The organism is Rhodoferax sp. LB1P47 (assembly GCF_056521445.1).
Window position 1 is genome coordinate 44,284 of the sequence record NZ_JBWMAU010000010.1, and the last position, 21,665, is coordinate 65,948.

Consider the following 21,665-nt stretch of genomic DNA (forward strand, 5'->3'; position numbering starts at 1 on the left):
CCCCTACTTACCGGCTTGAAAAACCTCTGTCGCACGCACCGCCCCGGCCACATCGCAGGCACTGTCCAGGTAGCGTGGGGCTTTGCACAGGTAGTTCAGCCACATCAGGCGGTAGGCGGCCTCCACCTCGGCGGTGCGGGCGGCGTAGTCCATCAGCACGCTGGCCTGCAACACCGCCCGGTTGGTGGCACGGTAGTGCGCCAGGCGCTGGGGGTTTTGCAGCAACTTCACTGCGAGCCGGACATAAGCCTCCTCGTCCCCACTGGCCACCAATTCACCCAAGCCAATGCCAGCCAGAATCCGTGCGCTAGACGAATCTATGGCCCGCTGCGCATCCAGCGCCACCACCGGCAAGCCCATCCATAACGCGTGCAAAGTGGTGGTCCCGCCAGAAACGGGCGAGGTATCCAGTGCCAAGTCGGCCATAAAACCCAGCTCCATAAACTGGTCTAGCGGCAACTGCGGCACCACCGACACCCGTTCCGGCGGCAGGCCGGCATCTTCCACCCGCCGCTGCATGGCTGCCTGGGCTGCGTCGGGGGTGGACTCTTTCACCATGAGGATCAGGCGGGCATCGGTTTGCTGCGCCAGGATGCGGGCCCAGACCCGCAGCATGGCATCGGTCACCTTGAACGAGTTGTTCAGTGAAATCAGAGTCGGATAGCCATTGGCCTCCATCGGCAACTGCTCCCGCAGCGGGGCATACGTGGGCGGCACATAGCTGGCCATGCACTCCAGGCGGAACAGCTTTTCGGAATAAAACACCTCGCTACCGGCCGGGTCGGTACCGCCGTCGGTGAGCCGGTAGTCCATGCCCTTCATGCCAAGCGTGTTCATGAAACCCAGCCAGGTGACCTGCACCGGCGCCGCCCGGCGGGCAAATACCAGCAGGCGATTTTCGGCGGTGTGGCCCGACAAATCCACTAGCACATCGATCTGGTGCGAGCGAATCAGGTGGTACAGCGCATCGTCGGGCATGCCCAGGGTGTCGTGCCAATGCGGCACATCCTGTCGCATGGCCTCGGTCATGTAGTCGGGCTTGCCGCCCGAATACACATAAATCTCCACCTGCGCCGGGTCATGGTGGCGCAGCACGGGCTGCATGAAGAAAGCGATGGAGTGCACCCGGAAGTCGGCCGTCACATAGCCCACGCGCAGCTTTTTACCGGGGCGGCGGTCTTGTTTTTGAAACGGTACGGCCTTGCGGGTCAGCGGGTCGGCAAAGCGGCGGCCCCAGTCCTGGAACACGGCCAGGGTGCGGGCTGGATCTTTATCGGTATTGCTGCGGATCCAGGCGCGCAGCACCCAGATGTTCGACTCATGGCTGTGCCGGGCAGCCTCTTCGATCAGCGCCAGCGCCTGCTCCCGGTGGCCCAGGTTGAAATGGGCCAGGGCCAGAAACTTCTGCGCGTACGGCAGGCCCGGACTGAGCTGCAAGGCGGTTTCCAGCACCTCGATGGCACGGTTCCAGTCGGGGCCGAGCATGAAGATACGGCCCAGGCGGCACCAGGCATCCACCAGTTGGGGGTTGACCGCCAGTGCCTCCATGTAATGCAGGATCGCACGCGGATAGTCCTGCCGCGCCTCGCAGGTCTCGCCCTCCAGCAGAGCCAGTTGCACCGCATCGGCCGGGTCCAGGCCGGCCTTCAGGTCAGCCATGGCGCTTCAAAAAGCCTTCCGGCGCCACGGTAATCATCAGGCGCGACTCCATGCTGAGGTCCACCGCGAAGTCGGGGTGGCTGGCCAGCCACTGGCGGGTGGCAGTTTTGGGGTTGTTGCCCACGTCCCAGGGGCGGTCGGCAAAGAAATGGGGCGGCATATCTTCCACAAAGGTATCGAACACCACGCAGTAGCTACCGGGGCTGACCAGCGGTGCATAGGCATCCAGCTCGCCCAGCACATGGTCGTGGGTGTGCATCGAATCCAAAAACACCATCACTTTTTTATAGCCCTGGGCCGCCTCGCGCACCTGGGCCACTACGTCGGGTGCGATGGACGAGCCCTGCACCATCTGGATGCGGCTGGCCATGGGGTGGGACTGGATGGCGGCGCGGTTGTGCTCGCGGATGTCGATGTCGATGCCGATCACCTTACGGGCCGACTGGCGCGGGTCGATGGTGCTGCCGCTCTCGATCGCATCGCACATGTCCAGCATGGCCAGCAGAGATGCGCTGAGGATGAGCGAGCCGCCGTGGGCAATGCCGGTTTCGATGATCAGGTCGGGCCGCACCGTCCACACCAGCTCCTGGATGGCCACCATGTCCTGCGGGTACTGGATGATGGGGCGGCCCAGCCAGTCGTAGTTGTAAACGTACTTTTTGTCCATCGAGGTCTGCAGCCACTGGCGCGACAGGTCTTGAAAGGCAGTGTCTTGGGCATAGTCGGCCAGGCGCTCGGCGCGTTCGGCGGAAAATTGTTGCTCGGGGGTCATGGTGAAAGTCCTCGTTAAATCTAGGAAGGGTGGACCAAAGCGGCCAAGCCCTGCTCCAGCGTAAATTGTTGCCGCCAGCCGGTGGCGCGCAGCCGGGTGGTGTCGCCCACCAGCACCGGCGGGTCACCGGCACGGCTGGATGCCAGGGCCAGCACCGGGCCGGGGTCGGCAGCGCACAGGCGGGCCAGGGTTTTGACGACATCGCCAATCAGCGCGGGCTGGCCGGAGCAGATATTGAAGTTGCCGTGGCAGCCCTGCACCAGCAGCGTGGCCAGGGCACTGGCGGCATCGGCCACCGGCAGCATGCCGCGATAAGCCGCAATGTTGACACCAAACGCTGCAGCCTGGCCCTGGAACACCCGCACCAGCGAGGGCAGCATGCGCTGCGGGGCTTCGCCTGGGCCAAAGGGAAAGAAGATGTGGCCCCAGGCCAGCGACACGCCGCGCTGTGCACACAGGGCGGTAGCCATGCGGCGGGTGGCATCCTTCACCACGCCGTACAGGGTGGCGGGGGCGTAGGGGCTGACGTTCTCCACCAGCGTGCCTGGCCCCCAGTCGTATTCGGCACAGGTGCCCGCGATGGCCACGTGCTGGCCGCCCGCATCGGCAAAGGCCTGTAGCAGGCGCAGCGTGGCATCGGCCCAGCGGAAGTTGAGGGGGGATGTCCAGTACACGCCGTATTCGGTGGTCCAGGCCAGGTGCAGTAGGTGGGTGGCTCCGGCTTGCTGCACCGCCTGCGCAAGGTCCACGCCATCCAGCAGGTCGCAATACACCAGGGGCACGCCTTCAAACCCCACGGGCAGGCTGCGCCCCAGCACCACCACGTCGGCCCCCTGCTGACGCAGGTGGGCAAGCACGTGGCGACCCAGGTAGCCGCTGGCACCGGTGAGCAGAATCTTCATGGGTGGATGGCCAGGCCCGGCACGGCGGTAACGAAGCGCCCGCCCCATTCGCGGATATAGCTGAGCTGCTCCATCACCTCGGCCTGCAGGTTCCACGGCAGGATGAGCACGTAGCGCGGCTGCTGGGCACGCAGAAAGGATTCGTCGAGGATGGGGATGCGGCTGCCGGGCAGAAACTTGCCCTGCTTGGCCGGGTTTTTGTCCACCACGTAGGGCAGCAGGTGCGGGCGCACCCCGGCAAAGTTCAGCAAGGTGTTGCCTTTGGCGGCTGCACCGTAAGCGGCCACGCTCTGGCAGCTGTGCGCGGCACTTACCAAAAATGAGAGCAGCTCGCGCACCATCCGCATAGGCTGCAGGCCAAATTGGCTATAAAAATCGGCGGTTTGCATGCCCGCCGCCGTCTCGGCCACCAGCACCTGCTGCACGGCGGGGGCGACCGGCTGCTGCCCGGTATCGGCCCGCTGGGCAAACACCCGCAGGCTGCCGCCGTGGGTGGGCAGCTCCTGCACGTCGAACACCTGCAGGCCGTTGGCCGCAAAGATGCGCTGCACGGCGGTGAGCGACAGGTAGGAATAGTGCTCGTGGTAGGCGGTGTCGAACTGGCACTGCTGCACCATCTGCTGCAGGTGCGGAAACTCGAAGGTGGCCACGCCCTGGGGCTTGAGCAACACGGCAAACCCTGCACAGAAGTCGTTGATGTCGGGCACGTGGGCCAGCACGTTGTTGGCGGCGGTCAGGTCGGCCTGCTGGCCCTGGGCGGCCAGCTCCTGCGCCAGTTCCACACCAAAGAAACGCTCCACCACGGTGAGGCCCTTGGCCTTGGCCGCTGCCGCCGTGCTGGCGGTGGGCTCGATGCCGTAGCAGGGCACGCCTGCGGCCTGCACGTATTGCAGCAGGTAGCCGTCGTTCGAGGCGACTTCGACCACTTGGCTGTGCGCACCCAGGGCGAATCGCGCCTGCATGGCCTCCACATAGCTTTTCGCGTGGGCCAACCAGGAGCTGCTGAAGCTGCTGAAGTAGGCGTAGTCGTCGGTAAACAGGGCCTCGCGCCCGGCGTGGTCTTCGGTTTGCACCAGCCAGCAGTGTTGGCACACCAGCAGGCGCAGGGGGTACCAAACCTCGGGGGCGTTGATGCTGGCCTCGGTGAGGTAGGCGTTGCTGGGCGGGGCGCTGCCCAGGTCGAGGAACGGCAAACTCAGTTCAGTAGCGCAGTGGCGGCATTTCACACTGAATCTCCTTGGATGAATGGATGGCTGGCATCGCGGGGCGACAGGCCGTGGACCGGCAGCGGCCACGCAATGGCCAGACGCGGGTCTTGGGGGTGCAGGCCGACTTCGCTGTGCGGGGCGTAGGGCTGGGAATGGCAGTACAGCATCTGCACGTCGGCGCTCAGCGTCTGGAAGCCGTGGGCGCAGCCGGGGGGGATCAACAGGCTGCGGTGGTTGTGGGCCGATAACTCTTCGGCATGCCAATGCAGATAGGTGGGCGAGCCGGGCCGCAGGTCGACTGCCACGTCCCACACCGCACCCGCCAGGCAGCTGACCAGCTTTATCTCAGCGTGCGGGGCGCGCTGGTAGTGCAGGCCGCGCACCGTTCCGGGCTCGGCGGTGAAGGTGTGGTTGATCTGGGCGATGGCACCGGTCCAGCCTGCAAAGGCCAGGTCGTCGGCACAGAACAAGCGCTCCAGAAAACCGCGTGCATCGCCCAGCGGCAGGCGCTCGATGGCGACGATGCCTGCAATGGGGCTGGGATGGAGGATGAAGCGGCTCATGTAGATTTAGGCATTAAATCGAGCTCTAGCGCATATGGAACATGCGCAATAAGCTATTAATAGTATAGCAATCACTAAAGGGCTTCATACGCGGCTATCTGGGCCCGGCTGGTGGCGGCCATATCCTCCCCGGCCAACCAGGCACGGTGCCAGGCCACGGTGTGGGCCAGGGCCCCGTCCAGGCTCCAGCGGGGCTGCCAGCCCAGCTCAGTGCGGGCGCGGCTGATGTCCAGGCGCAGCTGGCCTGCCTCGTGGGGATGGTCGCCGCCCTCGGGCACTTCCACCCGTGCGCTCGGCCCCCACTGCGCGGCCAGGCGCTGGGCGAGCTGGCCTACGGTGGCATCGCCGCGTGCGTCGGGGCCGAAGTTCCAGGCGCTGGCGGCCTGGCCGTGCAGCAAAGATTCGGCCAAGCGCAGGTAGCCCGACAAGGGTTCCAGCACATGCTGCCAGGGCCGCACCGCACCGGGAAAGCGCAGTGGTACGGGCCGCTGCTCGGCAAAGGCTTTAAGGCAGTCCGGCACCAGCCGGTCGGCCGCCCAGTCACCGCCACCGATGACATTGCCCGCCCGGGCGGTGGCGATCTGCGCAGCCCCCTGCGTGTGAAAGAAGCTGGCGCGGTAGCTGGCCACCACGATTTCCGCCGCGCCCTTGCTGGCGCTGTAGGGGTCGTGCCCACCCAGCGCATCGCTTTCGCGGTAGGGGTAGACCCATTCGCGGTTGTCGTAGACCTTGTCGGTGGTCACCACCACCACAGCACGCACGCTGGGAACTTGGCGCACGGCCTCCAGCAGGTGTGCCGTGCCCATGACGTTGGTGGCAAAGGTGCCCAGCGGGTCGGCATAGCTGGCGCGCACCAGCGGTTGGGCGGCCAGATGGAACACCACCGTGGGCTGGGCGGCGATCAACGCAACTTGCAAGGCGGCACGGTCGGCCAAATCGGCCCGGGTGTCGCTGGCCAGCGCCTCGGCCACACGGGCTGCGTCAAACAGATTGGGCGTGGTGTTCGGGTCCAGCGCGTAGCCATGCACCTTGGCCCCCAGCGCGTGCAGCCACAGGGCCAGCCAGCCGCCTTTGAAGCCGGTGTGGCCGGTGAGGAAAACGGGGGTGTCCTGCCACATCACCAGGTCTTCCAGGGCGCTTTGCCGGACGACCACAGTTCTTCCAGCAGGTTCTTTTCGCGCAGCGTGTCCATCGGCTGCCAGAAACCGGTGTGCTCGTAGGCCATGAGCTGGCCCTCGGCGGCCAGACCCGCCAGGGGCTCGGCCTCCCAGCTGGTGGTGTCGCCCGCGATCCGGCCCAGCACCTGGGGCGAGAGCACGAAGAAGCCGCCGTTGATCAGGCCCCCACCGGCATCACCGCCGCGCGGCTTCTCGGTAAAGCCCTGCACCAACGCGCCCTGCATGCTCAACGCGCCGTAGCGACCCGGGGGCTGCACGGCGGTCACGGTGGCCAGCTTGCCGTGTTGCCGATGGAAGGCGATGCTGGCCGTGATATCCACGTCGGACACACCGTCGCCGTAGGTAAAGCAGAAGGCTTCTTCGCCCTGCACGTAATCGGCCACGCGCTTCAGGCGGCCGCCGGTCATGGAGTCGTCGCCGGTATCCACCAGGGTCACCTTCCAGGGTTCGGCATGCTTGTGGTGTACCTCCATGCGGTTGTTGGCCATGTCAAAGGTCACATCGGACATGTGCAGGAAGTAGTTGGCGAAGTACTCTTTGATGATGTAGCCCTTGTAGCCACAGCAGATCACGAAGTCGTTTACACCGTGGGCGGAGTACATCTTCAGGATATGCCACAGGATGGGCTTGCCGCCGACTTCGATCATCGGCTTGGGGCGGAGGTGGGTTTCTTCGGAGATGCGGGTGCCCAGTCCCCCGGCCAGAATCACAGCTTTCATTTTTGCGTCTCCTCCCAACGGCTAAACATGTCTTGGTACGCGGTTTCTACGGTGCGGGCAAAGCCCACTTCGTCCATCAGGCGGCTGGCTTGCATTTGTGCCCGCAGCGTGGCGCGCTGCTGCGCCAGTGCGGGCAGGTCGGAGGCCAGGGCCACTACGGTGTCCACGTACGCGTCTTCGCTGTCGACAATCCACTCCGGGTGGCCCACGCCGTGCAAGATGGCGCTGCCAATGCGGCCTACGCTGGGGCGACCGGCCAGGCTGACAAAGGGCAGGCCCATGTACAGCGTCTCGAACAGCGTGGTGCCCGAGTTGTGCGGAAAGCAGTCCAGCCCTATGTCGATGCCGCGCAGCACGTCCCACGGGGGGCTGCTGTAGCCAATGTGCAGGCGCTCGGCTGCAATGCCGTGGGCCAGGAACTTGTCCACCGCCGCCTGCTGCACGCTGGCATCTTTAAAGCTGCTGCTGTCGATGACGATGTGGGCCGTAGGCAGGCGCAGCAAAATCTGCGCCCACACGCGGGTGGTGCGGTGGTTGATGCGCACGCCACGGGTCAAGGTGCCCAGCGTGACGTAGCCGCGCTCCAAGGCGGGTAAGGGGCTGACATGCCCCATGTTGGGGCTGGGGCGGTAGGCGGTGTAGCTGCCGGGCAGGCGCCAGGGTTGCTCGGAAAACACGCTTTCGCAGCCCACGGGCGCACTGGCGGCATCGGTCAGGTAGTAATCGATGGCCTGCAGGCCGGTGGTGTAGCCGTAGCCCATCCAACTCATCGACACCGGGGCGGGCTTGCGGGCAAACACGCCCAGCCGGTTCCCGGCCGTGTGCCCCGCCAGATCCACCAGGATGTCGATGCCGTCAGCGCGGATGCGCTGGGCCAGCGCCGCATCGCTCATACCCCGTGTGGGCACCCAGTGCGCTACATAGTGCTTGTAGCGCTGGGTGGCGGCGTCTTCGGCGGTGAGTTCGGCGTAGGCATACACCTCGACCCGGTTGGTATCGTGGTGCGCCAGCAGGGGCTCCATAAAGAAGGCGCAGGCATGGTTTTTGAAGTCGGGCGATACGTAGCCCACCTTGAGGCGACGGCCCGGACTGGGGAAGTTGGTGTGCGCCACCCAGGTGGCCCGGTGCGGCTGGCCAAAGCGGCGCTCAAAGTCGCAGTAGCTGGCATAGATGTCTTCGGCGCTTTTGTCGGGGTCGTAGTTCAGCGCAAACAGCAGGCTGGAGTAGATCGGAGCCGCGTAATCGCACAGCTCCAGCGCCCGGTAAAAACTGGCTTGGCATTCGGCCAGGCGGCCCTGCATCAGCAGTGCGATGGCGTGGTTGGCCCAGGCGGCAGAGAAGCTGGGGTCGAGGGCCACGGCCTGGGCCAATACGGCCTCGGATGCGGTTAAACGCCCCTGCTCTTTCAGGCAGCCCCCCAGGTTGCTCATCACCGGTGCGGAGTCGGGTTTGAGCGCCAATGCCCGGCGGTAGTCAGCCTCGGCCTCGGCGTGCAGCCCGAGTTCGCCCAAAAAGTTACCCCGGTGGAAGTAGCTCTCGTAATCGTCTTCCTGGACCACCGCCGCAGCGCGGATGCAGGCCTCGGCCTCGGCCCGGCGGCCCTGGCGTTGCAGGGCCCGGCTGAGCTGGAGGGATGCATGCATGTCGTCGGGCGTGAGCCGCAACAGGCTGCGCCAGACCGACTCGGCCTCCACCACATTGCCCGCTTCTTGCAACAGGCCGCCCAAACCGACATGGGCGGCGGCGAGGTCCGGCTGGAGCCGCAGCGCCTCCCGGTAGCAGGGGATGGCGGCATCGCGCAGCCCCTGGCCAAACAAGGCGTTGCCCAGGTTGTGGTGCGCCTCGGCATCCATCGGCTGGAGGGCCAATACCGCACGGTAGCAGCGCTCGGGAGGCTGCATCTGGCCGTCCTGCTCATACGCCCGCGCCAGGTTGAACCAGGCTTCGGTGTCGTCGGGCAGCAGTTGCACGGCGCGTTGCTTGGCTTGCAGCGCCTCGACCAGTTGGCCTTGCTGGTGTAAAAAAGAGCCCAGCAGCTTCCAGCTGAAACCGTGCCGGGGGTAGCGGGCCACCAAGGCCCGTGCGGCCTGCTCGCCTTGCGCAAAATCTTGGGCCTGGAACTGGCGCACCAGGTCGTGCATGGCCACTGCGGGCGGGGTGGCCTCAATCTCGCCTGCGGGCACGTCGGCCACCCAGCGGGCAAACATCTGGCCATAAGCCTGCTCCACCTGGCGGGTAAAGCCCAGCTCGTCCATCAGCGCACTGGCCTGCATCTGCGGGCGCAGCGTGGCGCGTAGCCGGGCTAGCGCGGGCAAGTCACTGGCCAAGGCCACCACCTTGTCCACGTACTCGGCCTCGGTGTGGGCGATCCACTCCGGGTGGCCCAAGCCGTGCAAGATGGCACTGCCGATGCGGCCCACACTGGCCCGATCGGCCAGCGTGACATAGGGCAGGCCCATGTAGAGCGTCTCGAACAAGGTGGTGCCGGAGTTGTGCGGAAAGCAGTCCAGTCCGATGTCGATGCCGCGCAGCACATCCCACGGTGGGCTATTAAAACCAATGTTCAAGCACGCAGAATCTACGCCAGCCGCTACAAATTTTGCAATGACCCACTGCTGTTCGCGGGCATCTTTGAACGAACGGCTGTCAATCACCAGGCGGGCGCTGGGCAAGCGCCGCAGAATCTGCGCCCACACGCGGATAGTGCGGTGGTTGATGCGCACGCCACGGGTGAGCGTGCCCAGGGTGACGTAGCCGCGCTCCAGCGCAGGCAAAGCATTGACCTCGCCCATGTCGGCACCGGGGCGGTAGGCGGTGTAGCAACCCGGCAAGCGCCAGGGTTCTTCCGAAAACAGGGGCTCGCTGCCGGCCGGGGCGCTGGCGGCATCGGTCAGGTAGTAGTCGATGGCCCGCAAACCGGTGGTGTAGCCGTAGCCCATCCAGCTGACCGAAATGGGCGCAGGCTTACGGGCAAACACGCCCAGGCGGTTGCCCACGGTGTGGCCGGCCAGATCGACCAAGATGTCAATGCCGTCGGCGCGGATGCGCTGGGCCAGTTCCGCGTCAGACATGCCCCGTGTGGGCACCCAGTGGTCTGCATAGCGCTGGTAGCGCTGGGTGACCGCGTCTTCTTTGGCCAGGTTGGCGTAGGCCGTGACCTCCACCACCGCCCGGTCATGGTGGGCCAACAGGGGCTCCATGAAGAAGGTGCAGGAATGGCGGCGGAAGTCGGGCGACACGTAGCCCACCTTGAGGCGGCGCTTTGGCGTGCGGTCGTTGCGGTGGGGCTGCCAGTCGCCCCGGTAGGGCGCGCCAAAGCGGCGTTCGTAGGCCTGGTAGCTCTCAAACACCGTCTCGGCCGCATGGTCAGGGTGGTAGTTCAGGGTGAACAGCAGGTTGTCGAAGATGCCCTGGTTGCCGGGGTCGAGCGCCAAGGCGGCCCGGAAGTTGGCCTCCGCATCGTCCAAGCGCCCGGTTTTTTGGTACACGATGGCGAGGTTGTTAAAGGCCTCGGGGTAGGCGGGCTTGAGGACCAGGGCGCGCTTTAACGCAGCCTCGGCCTGCTGGAAATGCTCCAGGTCTTGCAACGAATGGCCCAGGTTGCACGCGGCCTCGGCATCTTGGGGCATCAATTGGGCGGCTTGCCGTTTGGCCACCAGGGCATCTTCGGCCTGCCCTGCGGCTTGCAGCATCGTGCCCAGGGCCTTCCAGCCAAAACCGTGCAGCGGGTACTGCTGCGTCATGGCGCGGGCGGCCACGGCTCCGGCGGCAAAGTCACGCGAGGCAAAAAGCGAGGTCAGCAATTGCATGTCGTCCATGCTGGGCTGGCTGTTGCGCTGCGTGCGGGTGGTTTTGGCTTGCCACTTGGGGGCGGCCTCCCACCGGGCAAACATCTGTGCGTAAGCCGCTTCTACGGTGCGGGCAAAGCCCACTTCGTCCATCAACGGGCTGGCTTGCATTTGTGCCCGCAGCGTGGCGCGCTGCTGCGCCAGTGCAGGCAGGTCGGAGGCCAGGGCTACTACGGCGTCCACGTACGCGTCTTCGCTGTCGGCAATCCACTCCGGGTGGCCCACGCCGTGCAAGATGGCGCTGCCAATGCGGCCTACGCTGGGGCGACCGGCCAGGCTGACAAACGGCAGGCCCATGTACAGCGTCTCGAACAGCGTGGTGCCCGAGTTGTGCGGAAAGCAGTCCAGCCCGATGTCGATGCCGCGCAGCACGTCCCACGGGGGGCTGCTGTAGCCAATGTGCAGGCGCTCGGCTGCAATGCCGTGGGCCAGGAACTTGTCCACCGCCGCCTGCTGCACGCTGGCATCTTTAAAGCTGCTGCTGTCGATGACGATGTGGGCCGTAGGCAGGCGCAGCAAAATCTGCGCCCACACGCGGGTGGTGCGGTGGTTGATGCGCACGCCACGGGTCAAGGTGCCCAGCGTGACGTAGCCACGCTCCAAGGCGGGTAAGGGGCTGACATGCCCCATGTTGGGGCTGGGGCGGTAGGCGGTGTAGCTGCCGGGCAGGCGCCAGGGTTGCTCGGAAAACACGCTTTCGCAGCCCACGGGGGCGCTGGCGGCATCGGTCAGGTAGTAGTCGATGGCCTGTAGGCCGGTGGTGTAGCCGTAGCCCATCCAACTCATCGACACCGGGGCGGGCTTGCGGGCAAAAACGCCCAGGCGGTTCCCGGCCGTGTGCCCCGCCAGATCCACCAGGATGTCGATGCCGTCGGCACGGATACGCTGGGCCAGCGCTGCGTCGGTCATACCCCGCGTGGGCACCCAGTGCGCTACATAGTGCTTGTAGCGCTGGGTGGCGGCGTCTTCTTCGACCAACTCCGCATAGGCATACACCTCGACCACGCGGGCATCGTGCCGGGCCAGCAGCGGCTCCATGAAGAAGGTGCAGACGTGGTTTTTGAAATCGGGCGATACGTAGCCCACCTTGAGGCGACGGCCCGCACTGGGGGCGTTGGTGTGCGCCACCCAGGTGGCCCGGTGCGGCTGGCCAAAGCGGCGCTCAAAGTCGCAGTAGCTGGCATAGATGTCTTCGGCGCTTTTGTCGGGGTGGTAGTTGGTGACGAACAACAGATTGTCGAACGCCACGCGGTGGTCCGGCTTGGCGGCAATCGCATGCTGTAAGGCATCGATGGCCTCGTCGATCAGACCATGGGCATTGAAGATGCCGCTCAGGTTGTTGTATGCCTCGGCAAAATCCGGCTGCAAGGCAATGGCCTGGTTGAAGCAGCGGTGCGCCTCACCGATTTGCCCATCGGCATTGAAGGCCAAGCCCAGATTGTTAAACGCTTCGGCGTAATCGGGTTTGGCGGCCACGGCAGCCTGCAAAGCAGCAATCGCCTCGGGAATCTGACCCAACTCGAAATGCGACCGCCCCAGGTTGCACAACCCCTCGGCATCCTCGGGCAGTAGCTGCACAGCCCGTTTCTTGGCCTCTAGCGCCTTTTCTTTTTTACCCTGCGGCTGGAGCATGGTGCCCAGCGCTTTCCAGGCAAAGCCGCTGTCGGGGCAGCGCTGCACCAGCGCACGGGCTAGCACCTCGCCTTGCGCATAATTTTTTTGCTTGAAATAAGACACCAACGCCTGCTTTTCCGCCTGCGTCGGTTCTGGTGCGGCCATCGGCTCTATCGCAACCACCAGACGGGGCATCCGCTCGGTCAGCGCATTCGCCAAGGCCAAGGACAACCCCTGTGCCTGGGCCAGCGGCAACACCTGCCGCGCCAAATCAAAATGCTGGCAACGCACCAAGCCGTCGATGTAGCTAAACCAGAATTGCGAACGCCCCGCATCGGCATTCAAGGCCGCTTCAAAAAATGGCAGCGACTCCACGGGCCGCAACAACTGCACAGCCAGCAGCACCCCCAGGTTGTGGTTCGCGTCGGGCTGTGCAGGCGCCTCCAGCAACACGGCACGGTACGTCGCCTCGGCCGCTTCAAAATCCAAACCTCGGTGGGTCTCGATCGCCTGGGCCAGCAGCGCGTCGATGTCGGCAGTGTCGGGGCTCACGTCGGTCATGGTCTTGCGGCCCTGGACACAGGGTTACCGAAATAGTGGTTACAGGCTAAGGATATACACCGCAGCCCACAGACAAAGGCTGATTAGCCGCCGTTTTGGGGCTCTTCTTCTGGTGCAAACGCCCGTAAATCCGATACATTTATAAACAGAGTTAAACCACTCAAGCCCCACCCAACCCCACAACGATTGCCCCCATCCAGACATGATTGTTCTCATCGGCTATGCCGTCTCCATGGGTTGCATTTTCGGTGTTTACATCTTCCACGGTGGCAACATCGCCGTCATCTTGACCGCGCTGCCGTTTGAGCTGATCACCATCTTTGGCGGTGCGCTGGGCGCTTTTGCGGTGAATAACCAGCCCAAAGTGCTGAAGGCTACGATGGCCCTGCTGCCGCAGGCGCTCAAAGGCTCCAAATACACTAAGACACGCTATATGGAGCTGCTGTCTTTGATGTACGACATTCTGCAAAAAGCCCGCAAAGAAGGTCTGATGGCCATTGAAGGCGACGTGGAGTCACCGCACGAGTCCGAGATTTTCAAAAAATACCCCGCTGTGGGCAGCGACCACCATGTGGTGGAGTTCATGACCGACTACCTGCGCATGATGGTGTCGGGCAACCTGAATGCCCACGAGATCGAGTCGCTGATGGACAGCGAGATCGACACCCACCACGCCGAAGCCCACGCCCCGATTGCCGCGATTGCCCGCCTTGCTGGCGCCCTGCCCGCCTTCGGAATTGTGGCGGCGGTGTTGGGTGTGGTGAACACGATGGGCTCGGTGGGCCAGCCCCCGGCCGTGCTGGGCGGCATGATCGCCTCGGCGCTGGTCGGTACGTTCCTGGGGATTTTGCTGGCCTATGGCGTAGTAGAGCCACTGGGCGGCCTGCTGGAGCAGAAAACCGAAGACAGCGCCAAAGAGTTGCAGTGCATGAAGACCACGCTGCTGGCCAGCATGCAGGGCTACAACCCGGCCACCGCCATTGAATTTGGCCGCAAGGTGCTGTTCTCGGGCGACCGCCCCAGCTTCGCCGAACTGGAAGGCCATGTCCGTGGCAAGAAATAACTTATTAGCAGACTGATATGGCATCGGAAGGCAAACAACTTCAACCGATCATCGTCAAGAAGATCAAAAAAGGCGGCCACGCCGTGCATGGCGGTGCCTGGAAGATCGCCTACGCCGACTTTGTAACGGCCATGATGGCCTTCTTTTTGCTGATGTGGCTGCTGGGCTCCACCTCAGAGGGCGACAAAAAAGGCCTGTCCGAATTTTTCAATACCCCGCTGAAAGTGGCGATGCAAGGCGGCAGCGGTGCCGGTGCCAGCAACAGCATTTTGAACGGCGGCGGCGAAGACCTTACCAAGCAAAGCGGCCAATCCAAACGCGGCGTAGAAGAGGCCGCATTGAAAAAAGCCGCCAAAGATGCCGCCAAGGCTGAAATTGCTAAACAAGACTCCGCCCGCATCAAAAATTTGCGCGACAAGATTGATGCGCTCATCACCAACAACCCCAAACTGGCCGAGTACCGCTCGCAAATCCGCCTGGAAACCACGCCCGACGGCTTGCAAATCCAGATCGTGGACGAGAAAAATCGCCCCATGTTCGATAGCGGAAGCGCCCTGGTCAAGCCCTACATGCGCGACATTTTGCGAGCGATCGGTGAGGCCCTGAGCGAAGTCGAAAACCACATCAGCCTGGCCGGACACACCGACAGCACGCCCTATGGCAATGGCGAGCGGGGCTACAGCAACTGGGAGCTGTCTGCCGACCGGGCCAATGCCTCGCGCCGCGAACTGGTGTCGGCCGGTATGCCGGATGAAAAAATGGCCCGCGTGGTGGGCCTGGCCGCCAGCAGCCTGATTGATGTCAAAAACCCACTGGCCCCGATGAATCGGCGTATCAGCATTACGATCATGACGCGAGAAGCCGAGGCACGCCTCATGGGCAATGCCACAATAGAGCCTTCTGTAACAAATGAAACAATAGCAGATACCGAGCAGCCCGCCACGCAAACACCTGAACGGGGCGTACAAAAACCATGAGCCCGCCGAGAACCTTCAAAATGCACCTTATTCCCGTAACCTTTACTGAAAGGGTCAATCATGGCTGACCTGCGTTTCTTGATCGTGGACGACTTCTCCACCATGCGCCGGATCGTGCGTAACTTGCTCAAAGAAAGTGGCTACCCCGACGCGGATGAGGCCGAAGATGGTTTAGCCGCGCTGCAAAAGCTGCGCAGTGGTTTGCATTTTGATTTCGTGGTGAGCGACATAAACATGCCCAACATGAACGGTTTCCAGCTGCTGAGCGAAATCAAGGGCGACGAAAAACTGAAGCACCTGCCGGTGCTGATGGTGACCGCCGAGGCCCGCAAGGAAGACATCGTGGCCGCCGCCCAAGGGGGCGCAGCGGGCTACATCGTCAAGCCATTCACCAAGGCCACGCTGGAAGAGAAGCTGACGCACATTCTGAAAAAGAACGGGCTGATCCCAGCATGACCACCGCCACCAGCCCCGCCGAAGCAGACCTCCAGCCTGCGGTGCACCACCAGCTGGGCCTGCTGACCCGGCAGTTGCACGACTCGCTCAAAGAGCTGGGTTTCGCCGAACAACTGCAAGGCAGTGTCGAAGAGCTGCCCGATGCGCAAAGCCGCCTCAAATACATCGCCCGCCTGACAGGCGAAGCGGCAGACAAAGTGCTGAGCCGGGTCGATCTGGCCAAAGTGCAGCACGACTTCATTGCGTCAGAGACCACTCGGCTCGCGGCCCTGATTGTCAAAGATCCCGTGGCAGCGGTTGCAACCGGTGCGGTATATAACTTTGTGGCGGATGTAGACCGTGCCAGCAAAGAAATCGACCAGCACCTGACCGAAATCATGATGGCGCAGGACTTCCATGACCTGACCGGGCAAGTGATTGCACGGGTGGTCAACCTGGCCTCCACGATTGAGCGACAACTGATCGAGCTGCTGATCCAGACCGCGCCCAGCACGGTCGTAGCAGTGGTCGCGTCCAAGACCTCCGAAGGCTTGTCGGGCCCCGTGGTGGACCCCACATCCCGCACGGATGTAGTAACCGACCAGTCCGAAGTGGACGACTTGCTGGCCAGCCTAGGCTTCTAATAAGCCACGCTAAAGCCTGTTTATCAGGCTTTAGCGCAGCAGCTAGCTGCCGACAATGGGGTCTTCTAAAACCCCATTGTTATGGAATCATCCAGCCAAGACAAAGACCTCCCCGCCACCCAACGCAAGCTTGACCAAGCGCGTAAGGACGGGCAGGCCTCACGGTCCAAGGATCTGTCGCACCTGGCCGTGCTGGGCACAGGTTCGGTGGCTTTTTTGCTGCTGGCACCCTCGTTTTTAGACCACTTCAAACGGGTTTTAGCCCAACAACTCTCCTTCACGGCGGCCACCCTGGCAAACAACGGCAGCATGCTGGACCGGCTACAAGATGTGGTGCTGGTCGGTATGGTCGCCAGCTCGGTGTTTGCGGCCATTGTGCTGGCCGCAGCCGTGGGCAGTGCCGTGGCATCGGGCGGCTGGGTCGCCAGCCTGAAACCCATCATGCCGGACTTCAGCCGTATCAACCCCCTGGCGGGCTTTGGCCGCTTGTTCTCCAAAGAGCAGGCCACCGACATCCTGAAGCTGATGGTCATTACCACCGTGCTGATTGCGGTTGCCTGGACTTTTTTGTCCAACAGCATTAGTAGCGTGGCGCAACTGGTCATGCAGCCCTCGGCCGCCGCCATCCAACATGCGGCCAACTGGATCACCTCGGGCATGAGCCTGCTGCTACTGGTGGTGTTTGCCGTGGCGGCCATTGACGTGCCGCTGCAAACCTTTTTGATGAAGTCGCGCCTGAAAATGTCGCACCAAGAAGTGAAGCAGGAGCACAAAGAATCCGACGGCAACCCGCAGATGAAAGGCCAGATGCGCGCCCGGGCCCGCGAGATCGCCCAGCGCACCAGCGTGGGGGCCGTACCCAAGGCCGACTTTGTGCTGATGAATCCCACCCACTTCGCCGTGGCCCTCAAGTACGACGAAAAAACCATGCATGCCCCGCAAGTCATCGCCAAAGGTGCCGACCTGGTAGCCATGCGCATCCGCGATGTGGCCAAGAGCCATTCCATACCGGTATTCCAGTCGCCCATGCTGGCCCGCGCCCTGTATGCGCATGCCGAAATCAATGGCGAAATTCCGTCTGCCCTGTACACCGCCGTGGCCCAGGTGCTGGCCTATGTGTACCGGGTCAAAGCCGCCATGCGCGGTGAAGGCCCCATGCCCGACAGCTTTCCGCAGCCCGATGTGCCGCCCGAACTGGACCCGTTAGGCAACACCCTTTTGGCTGAGGAAAACCCATGAACCCGCAGCTCCAGGCCGTACAGCAGTGGTTCAACAACAACCGCAAAATGCTGCAGGGCGTATCGGCCCCGATGATGGTGATGGTCATCTTGGCCATGATGGTGCTGCCCATGCCCGCGTGGCTGCTGGACACGTTCTTCACCATCAATATCGCCGTAGCACTGATGGTGATGATGGTGGCGGCCTACATGGTGCGGCCTTTGGACTTTGCCGCCTTCCCCTCGGTGCTGCTGCTCACCACGCTGATGCGCCTGTCGCTCAACGTGGCTTCCACCCGCGTAGTGCTATTGGAGGGCCATACCGGCCCGGGTGCCGCCGGTGCGGTGATCGAGGCGTTTGGCCACTTTCTGATTGGCGGCAACTTTGCGGTGGGTTTGATCGTGTTCGCGATTTTGGTGGTCATCAACTTCATCGTGGTGACCAAGGGCTCCGAGCGGATTGCCGAGGTGTCGGCCCGCTTCACGCTGGACGCCATGCCGGGCAAGCAGATGGCGGTAGATGCCGACCTGAACGCCGGCTTGATCAACGAAAAAGAAGCCAAGCGCCGCCGCGCCGAGGTGGGCGAAGAAGCCGACTTCTTCGGCTCGATGGACGGTGCCTCCAAGTTTGTGCGCGGCGACGCGATTGCCGGCATCTTGATCTTGATCATCAACATCGTGGGCGGCTTTGCCATTGGCGTGTTGCAGCACGACCTGACCGCCGCCAAAGCCGCCGACACCTATATCTTGCTGGCCGTAGGCGATGCGCTGGTGGCACAGATCCCCGGCCTGCTGATCTCGATTGCCGCCGCTATGGTGGTGTCGCGCGTGGGCAAGGACGCCGACATTGGCAAGCAGATCATCGGCCAGTTGTTCGACTCGCCCAAGGTGCTGGGCATCACGGCCGGCATCATGGCGGTGATGGGCAGCATCCCCAACATGCCGCACCTGGTGTTTTTGTCGATGGCAGCGGTACTGGGCTACATGGCCTGGACGATTGCCCACCGGCCCGTGCCGCAGGAATCCACCCTGCTGGTGGGGCCGCCCCCCACTGACGGCGAAGCCACCTGGGACGACCTGCAACCGGTGGACCTGCTGGGGCTGGAGCTAGGCTACCGGCTCATCACCCTGGTGGATAAAAATCGCCCCGGCGACCTGCTGACCCGCATCAAGGGCGTGCGCCGCAAGTTTGCCCAGGAAGTGGGATTTTTGCCCCCGCCCGTGCATGTGCGCGACAACCTGGAGCTCAAGCCCAGCGGCTACCGCATCACCCTGCGCGGCGTGGTGGTGGGCGAAGGCGAGGCCTTCCCCGGCATGTACCTGGCCATCAACCCCGGCGGCATCACCACCCCGCTGATCGGCACCGCCACCACCGACCCGGCCTTCGGTCTGCCGGCCCACTGGATCGACGAACGCCAGAAGGAAGCGGCACAAATGGCAGGCTTTACCGTGGTTGATTCGGAAACCGTGATGGCCACACATTTGTCACACTTGATGCAAGTGCAGGCGGCCCGACTCCTGAGCCGCACCGAGACGCAACAACTGGTGGAGCATGTCAGCAAACTGGCCCCCAAACTGATCGAAGAAGTGGTTCCCAAAATGGTGTCTATCGCCACGTTCCAGAAAGTCTTGCAGCTGTTGCTGGAAGAGTCTGTGCACATCCGCGATATCCGCACCATCGTTGAATGCCTGGCCGAACACGCCGGAGCCACCACCGACCCGGTCGATCTGGCGCGCCGCGTGCGCATCGCCCTGGCCCCGGCCATCGTGCAGCAAATCTACGGCCCCACCCGCGAGTTGAACGTGATTGCCATCGAGCCCAGCCTGGAACGCATGCTGGTGCAAGCCCTGGGCAATGCCGCTGGCCCCGCGCTGGACCCCGGCGTGGCCGACCTGCTGACCCGCAACGTGGCCGATGTAGCCCTGCAACAAGAAGAGCTGGGCGTACCGGCCTGCCTGCTGGTGCCCGACCAGATCCGTACCGCTATTTCCCGGCTGGTGCGCCGTGTCGCCCCCCGCCTACAGGTGCTAGCGCATAGCGAAATACCCGAAACCCACACCATCCGCATTGGCCCCATCCTCAAAGGTGCACTGACATGAACATCCAACGCTTTCACGCTGCTACGTCCCGCGAAGCTTTGGCCAAGGCCCGTGCGGTCTTTGGTGAGGGCACGCTAATTTTGTCCAACCGCCCCACGCCCAACGGCGTGGAAGTGGTGGCCACTGCCGAAGATGCCCTGGCATCTCTCGACCGGCCCAGCGCGGCACCCGCTCCGGCATCGGCGGCCACCCTGGCCATGGCGCAAACCCCGGTGGAAGAGGACACCGAGCAACTGGCCATGAGCACGCTGTCGTTCCAGGACTACGTGCGCGAACGCATGCTGCGCCGCCGCCATGAAGGCAGCCCGGATCTGCGCGACGAGATCTTTCCGGCAAAAACTTCGCCCAAGGCCTCGGTACAGGCCGCGCCTGCGCCGATGGCCCCGCCGGTGCAGCGGCCCAAGCCCGCCGTACACGCCGTGCCGTTTGCGCCGCCCGTGGCCAGCCGCCAAAAAGCGCCCCCCGCCGCACCGGCCATCAATTCCAAGGGCATCGTGGACGAGTTGCAGGCCATGAAGGACATGATTGAAGAGCGCTTCAACACCATGGCCTGGCTGGGCAAGACCAAGCAGGACCCGATCCAGTCCAACCTGATGCTCAAGCTGATCCGCGCTGGGTACTCGCCCGACCTGGCCCGTGCCGTGATGGAACGCCTGCCCGAAGATGCCACGCCCGCCGAAGCCATCCGCTGGCTGATGGGCGTGCTGGAGCAAAACCTGCGCACCGATGCCGGTAGCAAGCCGATCTTCGAGCAAGGCGGCGTGTTCGCACTGGTGGGTGCCACCGGCGTGGGCAAAACCACCACCGCCGCCAAGCTGGCCGCCCACTGCGCCCGGGTCCACGGCCCCAACAGCGTAGGCCTGATCACACTCGACACCTACCGCGTCGCCGCCCACGAACAACTGCGCGCCTTTGGCCGCATGCTGGGCGTGGTGGCCCACCTGGCCCATGACCGTGCCGCCCTGCAAGATTTACTGGGCCTGCTGGGCAACAAGCGCATGGTGTTGATAGACACCACCGGCATCGCCCCCAAAGACCCACGCAAGCGCGACATGATGGACGTGCTGGACCTGCCCGGCGTGAACCGCCTGCTGGTGCTGAACGCAGGCAGCCACGGCGACACGATGGACGAGGTACTCACCTCGTTCAAGACCCGGGGCGTGCAACAGGCCATCCTGTCCAAAATCGACGAAGCCGCCAAACTCGGCCCGGCGCTGGATGCCATCATCCGCCACCAACTGGTGCTGCGCGGCGTGTGCAACGGCCAGCGCGTGCCCGAAGACTGGGAACCCGCCGATGCCAAGAAGCTGGTGCGCACCTCGATGCGCTCCACCACCAAGTCGGCGTTTGACCCCAAGGCCACCGACCTGAACTTCTTCTTTACCCCGCCACCGATGGACTCCAGCCGCCAGGAACGGGCGCATGCTTGACACCAGCACCGGCCACCACGTCCACCAAGGAGAGAGCCTGCGCCGTATCGCGCCGCAAGCCGCCTGGAGCGTGATCGCCATGGTGACCCGGGGTGACACCGCCACCGAGTTGCCGCTGCTCTGGCAGATCTGCGCGGCGCTGCAAACCTTCAGCCTGCGCATTACCGTGCTGGATGCAACCTCTTTGGAAACGGAAGACAATCCGGGTTTACAGAACCTGCTGGACCACGCACACTGGCTAGAAGATGCCGCTCCTGACGCGCCCCCTTGGCACACCGTGCCCGCCCGACTGGGCTTGAGCCGTCTGGCACAGCAAACCCGGCAAGAATCCACCATGCCCATCCAACCGCTCCAAGCCCTCAGCCACCTGTTCCGCAGCTGCGACCTGGTGGTGCTGTACGCCGATGCCGACCTGCTGGCCACCCTGCTGCCCGGCAGCCAAGTGCGGCCGCTGCTGGCGGTCACCCCGCTCAAGGCCTCCATCCTGGGGGCCTACCAAAATTTCAAAAAACTGCTGCTGCAAGCCCGGCTGGTGCCGCTGATTGCCTCGGTGGTCACCACGCCATTCAAAAATGCCGAGCTGCGAGCCACGTCCACCGGGCGGGCGCTGCAACACTGCGCGTACCGGCACCTGGACTGTCAGACCGACTTCATGACCGTGCGCTCGTTCCCGCAAAAAACCGCCCGCTGGGACGACGCGCACCAAATCGCCCTGCGCCTGATGGCCAACGCCATCCCCATGGCGCATGGGCTGCACGGAGCAGGAAGCCGCTGA

The 21,665-nt window shown here is 63.8% G+C and carries 16 protein-coding genes; 8 read left to right on the plus strand and 8 right to left on the minus strand.

What is annotated here, in order from left to right; translation table 11 throughout:
- Positions 1–3: 3 nt before the first annotated feature.
- The 8 genes from AC0969_RS12545 to AC0969_RS12580 form a co-directional block, all read right to left on the minus strand.
- On the minus strand, positions 4–1,659 hold the full coding sequence (locus AC0969_RS12545) for an O-linked N-acetylglucosamine transferase, SPINDLY family protein (protein ID WP_479624476.1): 1,656 nt from the start codon (positions 1,657–1,659) through the stop codon (positions 4–6).
- On the minus strand, positions 1,652–2,431 hold the full coding sequence (locus AC0969_RS12550) for a cephalosporin hydroxylase family protein (protein ID WP_479624477.1): 780 nt from the start codon (positions 2,429–2,431) through the stop codon (positions 1,652–1,654). Before AC0969_RS12550 ends, AC0969_RS12545 begins: the two co-directional genes overlap by 8 nt.
- A 20-nt stretch (positions 2,432–2,451) precedes the next feature.
- Positions 2,452–3,333, minus strand: a complete 882-nt coding sequence (locus tag AC0969_RS12555) for an NAD-dependent epimerase/dehydratase family protein (RefSeq protein ID WP_479624478.1) — start codon at positions 3,331–3,333, stop codon at positions 2,452–2,454.
- On the minus strand, positions 3,330–4,559 hold the full coding sequence (locus tag AC0969_RS12560) for a methyltransferase domain-containing protein (protein WP_479624479.1): 1,230 nt from the start codon (positions 4,557–4,559) through the stop codon (positions 3,330–3,332). The genes AC0969_RS12555 and AC0969_RS12560 overlap by 4 nt, the downstream gene beginning before the upstream one ends.
- Positions 4,556–5,104 (minus strand): dTDP-4-dehydrorhamnose 3,5-epimerase family protein, encoded by a 549-nt coding sequence (locus tag AC0969_RS12565; RefSeq protein ID WP_479624480.1) that lies wholly within the window; start codon positions 5,102–5,104, stop codon positions 4,556–4,558. The genes AC0969_RS12560 and AC0969_RS12565 overlap by 4 nt, the downstream gene beginning before the upstream one ends.
- Before the next feature lie 74 nt (positions 5,105–5,178).
- The gene (gene rfbG / locus AC0969_RS12570; protein ID WP_479624581.1) at positions 5,179–6,222 is read right to left on the minus strand and encodes a CDP-glucose 4,6-dehydratase; all 1,044 of its coding nucleotides are present in this window, start codon (positions 6,220–6,222) and stop codon (positions 5,179–5,181) included.
- Entirely contained in the window at positions 6,222–7,001 is a 780-nt protein-coding gene (rfbF, locus tag AC0969_RS12575; RefSeq protein WP_479624481.1) for a glucose-1-phosphate cytidylyltransferase, read from the minus strand. The genes rfbG and rfbF overlap by 1 nt, the downstream gene beginning before the upstream one ends.
- A complete protein-coding gene (locus AC0969_RS12580) occupies positions 6,998–13,024 on the minus strand; it encodes an O-linked N-acetylglucosamine transferase family protein (RefSeq protein WP_479624482.1) in 6,027 nt (2,008 codons plus the stop codon). The genes rfbF and AC0969_RS12580 overlap by 4 nt, the downstream gene beginning before the upstream one ends.
- Positions 13,025–13,226: 202 nt before the next feature.
- On the opposite strand from AC0969_RS12580, the gene motA reads away from it, so the two are divergent.
- From motA to AC0969_RS12620, 8 genes are all read left to right on the plus strand, one after another.
- Positions 13,227–14,087 carry a flagellar motor stator protein MotA gene (gene motA / locus AC0969_RS12585; RefSeq protein WP_479624483.1) on the plus strand — a complete coding sequence of 287 codons (861 nt, stop codon included), beginning with the start codon at positions 13,227–13,229 and terminating at the stop codon, positions 14,085–14,087.
- A gap of 17 nt (positions 14,088–14,104) precedes the next feature.
- The gene (gene motB, locus AC0969_RS12590) at positions 14,105–15,064 is read left to right on the plus strand and encodes a flagellar motor protein MotB (RefSeq protein ID WP_479624484.1); all 960 of its coding nucleotides are present in this window, start codon (positions 14,105–14,107) and stop codon (positions 15,062–15,064) included.
- A gap of 57 nt (positions 15,065–15,121) precedes the next feature.
- Entirely contained in the window at positions 15,122–15,520 is a 399-nt protein-coding gene (locus AC0969_RS12595) for a response regulator (RefSeq protein ID WP_479624582.1), read from the plus strand.
- Positions 15,517–16,143 carry a protein phosphatase CheZ gene (locus tag AC0969_RS12600; RefSeq protein WP_479624485.1) on the plus strand — a complete coding sequence of 209 codons (627 nt, stop codon included), beginning with the start codon at positions 15,517–15,519 and terminating at the stop codon, positions 16,141–16,143. Before AC0969_RS12595 ends, AC0969_RS12600 begins: the two co-directional genes overlap by 4 nt.
- Positions 16,144–16,224: 81 nt before the next feature.
- Positions 16,225–17,382, plus strand: coding sequence for an EscU/YscU/HrcU family type III secretion system export apparatus switch protein (locus tag AC0969_RS12605; protein ID WP_479624486.1), 1,158 nt, complete (start codon positions 16,225–16,227; stop codon positions 17,380–17,382).
- The gene (gene flhA / locus AC0969_RS12610; protein WP_479624487.1) at positions 17,379–19,460 is read left to right on the plus strand and encodes a flagellar biosynthesis protein FlhA; all 2,082 of its coding nucleotides are present in this window, start codon (positions 17,379–17,381) and stop codon (positions 19,458–19,460) included. Before AC0969_RS12605 ends, flhA begins: the two co-directional genes overlap by 4 nt.
- Positions 19,457–20,890 (plus strand): flagellar biosynthesis protein FlhF, encoded by a 1,434-nt coding sequence (flhF, locus tag AC0969_RS12615; protein WP_479624488.1) that lies wholly within the window; start codon positions 19,457–19,459, stop codon positions 20,888–20,890. The genes flhA and flhF overlap by 4 nt, the downstream gene beginning before the upstream one ends.
- Complete coding sequence (locus AC0969_RS12620; protein WP_479624489.1) at positions 20,883–21,665, plus strand: hypothetical protein; 783 nt, start codon at positions 20,883–20,885, stop codon at positions 21,663–21,665. Before flhF ends, AC0969_RS12620 begins: the two co-directional genes overlap by 8 nt.